Origin of the sequence: Staphylococcus sp. HMSC067F07 (assembly GCF_001837405.1) — a bacterium.
GTDB lineage: Bacteria > Bacillota > Bacilli > Staphylococcales > Staphylococcaceae > Staphylococcus > Staphylococcus capitis.
This window is the reverse complement of record NZ_KV832234.1, coordinates 1-7,370: the sequence shown is the minus strand read 5'-3', so window position 1 is coordinate 7,370 and position 7,370 is coordinate 1. Positions and strand designations below refer to the sequence as shown.

The window sequence follows — 7,370 nt, the reverse complement described above, 5'->3', positions numbered from 1 at the left end:
AGATGGGTCTCAAGGGACAGTGAATGCTGGTAACATCTACACATATGATCCAATTCGTAAAGACATATATGCTGATACAGATGTCACTGACCCTAAAATTGCAACAATATTCGTACCTAAAGGCTCAAGATATGAAATAGGACGAGATTTAAGAAAGTACTTCTCATTGAGTAATGGTCAAGATATTCCAACAAATACGACATTTACAGTTATGTACCCTAATGACACATTGCCAACAGGCGATCAGATATCTCACTTTGGAGCTGAAACGCATAGTTATAGTATTACAGCGGTTAATGCATATAATCAAAATGCAACAACACTTACATTGCGTGTTAAAGCTGTGGATGTTATAGCGCCATCTGGTAATTTACGAGTTTATCGATTAAATCCATCAACACTAAGTGATGAAGAGGTTAACAAGGTTAAACAAGCTTTTGTTGAAGCCAATCGAAGATTAGACATCCAACTTAGTGATATTACTGTAAATAACCCAACTAGTGGTGGTGCAAGTACTGTAAATGTTGTAGTTCGAAAAGATAAATATAATAAAACTTTTACATCACATCCAGGTGATATGAACTTTTTACGTTGGACAAATATTCGAGATGATTATACTATCTCATGGTCGAATGATAAAATAGCTCACCGTGATACAGATGGAGGTTTATCATGGTCTCCAGATCACAAATCGATTATTTATAGATACGATGCAACTAAAGGATCATCAATTACTTTAAATCAAATATTGCCTTTATTAACTGCTCGCACAAGCATACCTTCATTGAGAAACGACATATCAGGTGACGATAAGGCTTTAGCAATTGCTGGAGGGACACCTAAATATAAAACCACTGGTTTCTCAACTAAACTCAATACTTTAGATAACTTACGTTTTTACACTAAAGATGGGCAAGTAATACAGGTATTAGATTTAGTTCAGGCTAGTACTGGAATTGAAAATGCTGAAGTAAGTCACTCTAATCGCATTTATAATGAAAGAAACTCTCAAGTTTCAAGTGGGGAAGTACCTGCTGCTAATGGTGCTCAAGCATTCAATGTCGACAAAGTTATTAAAGCTAATGGGTCTAACAATGGAGTTATGGGTGTTATATACAAAGCTCAACTTGTCCTAACGCCATATGGAGCTAAACAATATATTGATAACATTACAGATTCAACAGATGACTCTGCTAATCTCATGGAGGTCACTAATAATGTAATAGATGTTTATTTCGTGCCAAGTGATAACGTCAAACCTGTAATAAGCTTTGGTAATTATAATAACCACGTCGTTTTTTCTGGTGAAACATTTAGAAATAATATGACTGTAACAGATAATTATGGAGTACAATCAGTCTCAATTCCGCAAACTAGCGATATCGCAGTGTCAAAAAATAACAGTAATACAGAAATAACAGGCACAGCTCCTAATGTAACGAGTCAAACTACTAAGGCAGTAAAAGTTATTGCCACTGATAAAAGTAATAATCAGACAGAACAATCATTTAATGTGCTTATTAAACCTTTAAAAGATAAATATCATGTTACTAGTAGTTCAACAATTCAGAACCCTATTAGAATTAGTAGTATACGAAATGGTACCACTTTAACTCAAACTGAAAAAAATACTGTAATTAATTCATTAACAATTACTAACAATGAACCTAATAGAACTTATGTCACAGCTCCAAAAAATGAAATTCGTTCTAAAGAAGTCAGTAACGTCACAAATACAAATAATAATTCAAGTGTTACAGTTACAATTACTTATGCAGATAATACGACTTCTCAAATAAATGTATTAGTTAAACAAATCATACCGGAAATATTTGCAGAACCTAGATACACTGTACAGGGCCAAAATTTCCCTGAAGGAAAAGGTGCTAACCCTAAAGACTTCTTTAAACTAAAAAATGGTAGTCCTATAGAAGCTAGAGTAACTTGGGTTAATAATAGAGGTCCAAATATTAATAGTAATCAAATTGGCGTCGAACAAAATTTAGAAGCAGATATTTTATTTGACGGAGAATCTACGCCAATACGTAAAAGTACTTCCTATAAAATAGTCAAATCTCAACCTAAAAGGATTTTTGAAACAACAATAAATGGACAATTTGTTTTTCGTCCAGATAATGCTGATTATGCTGGTTCATATGTGCAACCATTCAATCATTCATGGACACAAGGTATGAACTTTGAATGGGGAGACAACCTAGGAACACCAAGTTCAAGAACTCCTGGGGCATTTACTCGAGTTGCAACAGTCATTTATCCTAATGGCGAAAGAGAAAATGTGAATGTACTTTACGAAGTTAAACCTAACAAACCAGTCATAGATAGTAATAGCGTTATTTATAGAGGCGGATTAACTCATCAGCAAATTTTAGTTAGAAACGTACCAAATAATGCTAATGTATCTCTATACCAATCTAATGGTTCAATTATTCAAAATACAACGCAAACAGTAGATTCTAATGGTGTGGCTACTGTAACTATTCAAGGCATATTACCTACAGGTAATATAACAGCAAAAGTTTCAATTACTGAAAATAATTTAACTTACGCAAAAGTCACTAGTAATGGTGTAAATAATGTGACTGAGAATATTACTGTTACCTCTGATGCTAGTAATCCTGTTAATGTTACAGAAGGTATGCATGCTAAAAATGGTGGTATTAAATTTGTAAAAGGTTCTAATTTCAATTTTAATAACTTTAATAACTTTATAAGTAATGCTCCATCAGGTTCACAGTTCTCTTGGGTCGACAGTCCTGACACTTGGAAAAATACTATCGGAGAATCAGAAAAAGTTATAAATGTCACTTTACCTAATCATCAAGGTACACGAACAGTTAATATTCCAGTAATGGTTTATCCAACAGTATCTGCTGTTACACCAAATAGAGATAAATTTGGCATTGATTTAAGTCGAGGAACTGATGTAAACAACTATATAATTTTTGAAGGTAATAATAGATATGGAGCAACAACTTCTTGGAAGGATAATCGCCAACCAGACAAAAATGTTGCAGGTATACAAAACTTAACTGCTTTAATTCATTATCCAGGTATTGACACACCAGTAGAAGTACCAGTAAAAGTATGGGTGTATAAATTTGACTTTGCTAATTCAGTATATAAAATTCAAATCGGCCAAACCTTCCCTGGAGGTACTTGGGTTAAAAAATATGTACATTTAGAAAATGGAGACGACTTACCTACAAACGGCTTTTTATATTACTGGAACCCTAAAACTACAGGTTCAAATAATTCACAATGGCAAAGTTTAGCTTATACTAGTCAAACGTTTGTAAAGACAGGTACTTACGATGTATTAGATGCTAATGGTTACCCTTGGCAAGAATCACAACCTGGTACATTCATAGTAACGAGTGCTCAGCCTAACAATGCAATTATCACTGAATCTAATTCAGGAGAAGTTACCATAACTCCAGGTGCAGTGAGAGAAGTACCAATTGAAGGCACAACTTCTCACACTCAATCGATTGCAGATAAGATTGTAATTAATAAAAACGGCCACAAACTAACAACATTTATTAAAAATAATGAAGGTCGATGGATTGTTCAAAATGGTGAGCCAAATGTAAGAGGAGTATTGGCTAGCGATAATGGTAGTTCAATATTAATAAATAGACCTGCTATCGCGACAGGAGACACACTTCAAGCATTAGCTACTGAAGGATCTGGGGAAACTATTAGTCCAATAGCAGAGAGCGGGTTATTCACTGTAAAAGCTCCTCAGCCAGAGCAAGCAAGTGCTAAAGTATGGGAAAACGGTACATTTGAAATAACACCAGATAATAGAGCTCATTCTAATAATCCAACTGCTAAAGTAGAAGTTACTTATACAGAAAAATTAGAAAATAGCCATGAGTTATCTAAATCATTTACAGTTACTCATAATAATAATGGCACTTGGTCAATTACTAACAAACCTAGCTATGTTTCCTTCAATCAAAGCAACGGAATAATTATTTTCAATGCTAATAGCATTAAACCTGAATCACAAGTAACAATTATCTCTAGAGCAGGAAGCGGAAACACTGAGAGCAGCAGTACTAACACAGTAGCTGCACCTCCACTTCACACCGTAGTTATTAATGAAATCATTAAAGAACAAGGTCAAAATGTAAGTAATGAGGATGTGAATAATGCTGTTCAAGTAGCCAATAAACGTAATGCAGTAATTAAAAGGGGTGCAACACTTCCCACTCACCTTGCAGGAGGAAGTACAACTCAAATACCTGTAACCATTAACTATAATGATGGTAGTACGCAAGAGATCACAGAAACTATTAGAACAAAAGTTAATAAAACTGAATTAATTAATGCTCGTAATCACTTAGATGATACTATCAGTAAAGAAAATAAAACACCGGCTAGTATTAGAAACTTTGACCAAGCTATGGCTCGAGCTCAAGCTCAAATTAATCAAGCTAAAAATGAAGCTGATAAAGTTATTAATACAGAATTTGCAACACCTCAACAAGTAAATAACGCTTTGAGCCAAGTTAAAGCAGCACAAGCAAAGATTAATGAAGCTAAAAGTTTACTACAAAATAGAGCTGATAATAGTCAATTAGTAAGAGCTAAAGATCATTTACAACAAGTTTTACAACCAGCTGCCTCTACGAATGGAATGACTCAACAAAGTGCTCAAAATTATAATGCTAAACGTCAAGCAGCTGAACAAGCGATCCAAAATGCTGCTAATGTAATTAATAATGGGGATGCTACTGCTCAACAAATTACTGAAGCTAAAAATAGAGTTAACCAAGCCGAAAGAGAGTATACAGAAGCTAAAAATAATTTAAGAGCAGATAAAACTCAATTAGAAACAGCTTATAATCACTTAAATCAACAAGTAAACTTAACAGATAAAACACCGTCTTCTGTTACAAGATATAAACAAGCCTTAGAAGGTTTTAAAAATGAATTAAACGCTGCAAAATCTGAAGCTAGTGGTGTACTTAACAATAACAATCCTACAGTCTCACAAGTTAAAAACGCTTTGGATAAAGTTAATGCTGTTCAAACAAAAGTTAATCAAGCTGAAGCTTTATTACAAAATAAAGAGAATAATTCTGCACTTGTAAATGCTAAACAACAATTGCAAAATGCCGTAAATCAAGTTCCTTCTACTACAGGAATGACTTAAGAAAGTATTAATGTATATAGAGCAAAACAACAAGCTGCTCAAAACGAAATACAAGAAGCTCAGAATGTAATTAATAATGGCGATGCTACTGCTCAACAAATTACTGCAGAAAAAACTAAAGTCGAGCAGGCTTTACAAGCTCTAAACGACGCTAAAAGTGGTTTGAGAGCTAATAAAGAAGAATTACAAAGCGCTTATAATCAATTAATTCAACCGGCAGATACTAATAATAAAAAACCTGCTTCAATAGAAGCTTATAATAATAAATTTAATCAGTTTAAAAATGAATATAATAATGTAAAAGCACAGGCAGATAATGTTCTCAAAGCTAGTAACCCAAGCGTAGCAGATGTAAGAAACGCATTAAGTAAAGTTAGAGAAATGCAAACTAAAGTTAATGAAGCAAAAGCTTTATTACAAAATAAAGAAAACAATACTGCATTAGTTCAAGCTAAACAGCAATTACAAAATGCCGTAAATCAAGTTCCTTCAACTACAGGAATGACTCAACAAACTGTAGACATTTATAACGCTAAACAAGCAGCAGCTCGTTCAGAACTCAATAATGCTCAACATGTAATAGATGATGGTAATGCTAGTGCTCAACAAATTGCTGCAGAAAAAACTAAAGTCGATCAAGCGTTACAAGCTTTAAATAATGCAAAAGATGGTTTAAGAGCCGATAAATCTCAATTGCAAACTGCTTACAACAAATTAACTGAACATATTAGCACAGAGGGTAAAACACCAGCTAGTATTCATAAATACAATGATGCTATTGCTAAAATTCGATCACAAATTGATTCTGCTAAAAATGAGGCAAAACAAGTATTAGATAGCAGTAACCCAACAGTTTCGCAAGTTAATGATGCTTTAAATAAAATTAAAGCTGTTCAACCTAAAATAACTAGTGCCAATAACTTGCTAGAAAATAAAGCAGATAATAGTGAATTAGTTTCTGCTAAAAATCAACTACAACGAACATTACAAACAACTGTATCAACTGATGGTATGACAGCACAAAGTACTCAAAACTTCAATAATAAACATCAAGCAGCTGAACAAGCGATTCAAAATGCCACTAATGTTATTAATAATGGGGATGCTACTGCTCAACAAATTACTGAAGCTAAAAATAGAGTTAACCAAGCCGAAAGAGAGTATACAGAAGCTAAAAATAATTTAAGAGCAGATAAAACTCAATTAGAAAATGCTTATAATCATTTAAATCAATCAGTTAACTTAACAGATAAAAAACCATCGTCAGTTGAAAGATATGAACGAGAATTAAATAGCTTTAAAAATGAACTAGACAGTGCTAAAGCTGAGGCAAATAGTGTAATTAATAATAATAATCCTTCAGTTGAACAAGTTAGAAATGCACTTAATAAGGTTAATGCAGTCCAAACAAAAGTAAATCAAGCTGAAGCTTTATTGCAACCTAAAGAAAATAATTCTGCACTTGTAAATGCAAAACAACTACTAGAAAACGCTATAAACCAAGTCCCTTCAACAGAAGGTATGACTGAGCAGTCAATAGCTAATTACAATGCCAAAAAACAAGCGGCACAAACTGAACTTCAAAAAGCTGATCAAGTAATTGCAAACGGCGATGCATCAGCCAGTGAAATTTCTAATGAAAAAACAAAAGTTGAAGAGGCTACTACAGCTTTAAATAAAGCCAAAAATGATTTGAGAGCTGATAAATCTCAATTACAAGCTGCTTATAATGAATTAACAAAACCTGTTAATACTTCTGATAAAACACCAGCTAGTATTAAAGAATATAATAAAGCGATAGCACAAATTAATTCACAAATAAACAATGCTAAAAGTGAAGCTAATTCAGTACTTCAGAATGATAACCCTACAGTTAATACTGTCAAGGAAGCTCTTAGAAAAATCCAAGCTATTCAACCTGAAGTTACTAAAGCAGTCAACTTATTACATCAAAAAGCAGACAATAGCGAACTAGTTAACGCTAAACAACGATTACAACAAGCTGTTGATTCAACTCCTTCAACTACTGGAATGACTCAACAATCTGTTCAAAATTACAATGCCAAAAAACAAGCGGCACAAGCTGAACTTCAAACAGCTGAGCAAGTAATTACTAACGGTGATGCTACTGCTCAACAAATTTCAGCTGAAAAGGATAAAGTTGAACAAGCTTTACAAGCATTGAATA

Annotated in this window: 1 protein-coding gene and 2 pseudogenes; all 3 read left to right on the top strand. The window is 33.5% G+C overall.

From position 1 onward, the window contains the following. The coding region (gene ebh / locus HMPREF2706_RS03300) for a hyperosmolarity resistance protein Ebh (RefSeq protein WP_256322933.1) at positions 1-5,182 on the top strand (5,182 nt) is incomplete at its 5' end. A gap of 6 nt (positions 5,183-5,188) precedes the next feature. Further along, a pseudogene (locus HMPREF2706_RS12360) lies at positions 5,189-5,317 on the top strand (hypothetical protein); the annotation flags it as partial. 27 nt (positions 5,318-5,344) lie between these two features. Continuing rightward, positions 5,345-7,370, top strand: a pseudogene (locus HMPREF2706_RS12355) (matrix-binding protein); the annotation flags it as partial.